Source organism: Arthrobacter sp. ZGTC412 (assembly GCF_002929215.1).
GTDB lineage: Bacteria > Actinomycetota > Actinomycetes > Actinomycetales > Micrococcaceae > Arthrobacter.
On sequence record NZ_PJII01000062.1, the window covers coordinates 1 to 907 of the forward strand.

Below are 907 nucleotides of genomic sequence, written 5' to 3' on the forward strand. Positions count from 1 at the left end.
GCCCCCGTCAATTCCTTTGAGTTTCACTCTTGCGAGCATACTACTCAGGCGGAGTACTTAATGCGTTAGCTGCGGCGCTGAGATAACCCCAACACCTAGTACTCATCGTTTACGGCGTGGACTACTAGGGTATCTAATCCTATTTGCTCCCCACGCTTTCGTGCCTCAGCGTCAATAACAAGCCAGTAAGCCGCTTTCGCCACAGGTGTTCTTCCATATATCTACGCATTTCACCGCTACACATGGAATTCCACTTACCTCTCTTGCATTCTAGTAATGCAGTTTTCAAGGCGGACCGGAGTTGAGCTCCGGGCTTTAACCTCAAACTTGCAAAACCGCCTACGCACCCTATACGCCCAATAAATCCGGATAACGCTTGCCACCTATGTATTACCGCGGCTGCTGGCACATAGTTAGCCGTGGCTTTCTGGTAAGGTACCGTCAATATAGAGGCATTTCCTACTCTATTTTTTCTTCCCTTACAACAGAGCTTTACAACCCGAAGGCCGTCATTACTCACGCGGCATTGCTTCATCAGACTTTCGTCCATTGTGAAAAATTCCCTACTGCTGCCTCCCGTAGGAGTCTGGGCCGTATCTCAGTCCCAATGTGGCCGATCAACCTCTCAGTTCGGCTACGTATCATCGCCTAGGTGAGCCATTACCTCACCTACTAACTAATACGCCGCATCCCCATCTCATAGTGAACCAAACGGTCCTTTCAATCTTTTCTCATGCGATAATAAGATTCACATGCGGTATTATCTTTCGTTTCCAAAAGTTATCCCCCGCTATGAGGTAGGTTAGATACGTGTTACTCACCCGTTCGCCACTGGGGTGCAAGCACCCCCGTTCGACTTGCATGTATTAGGCATGCCGCCAGCGTTTATCCTGAGCCAGGATCAAAC

General features: G+C 49.2%; 1 rRNA gene. It reads right to left on the reverse strand.

The annotated features are described in order from the left end of the window. Positions 1-907, reverse strand: a 16S ribosomal RNA gene (locus CXQ88_RS21405); the annotation flags it as partial.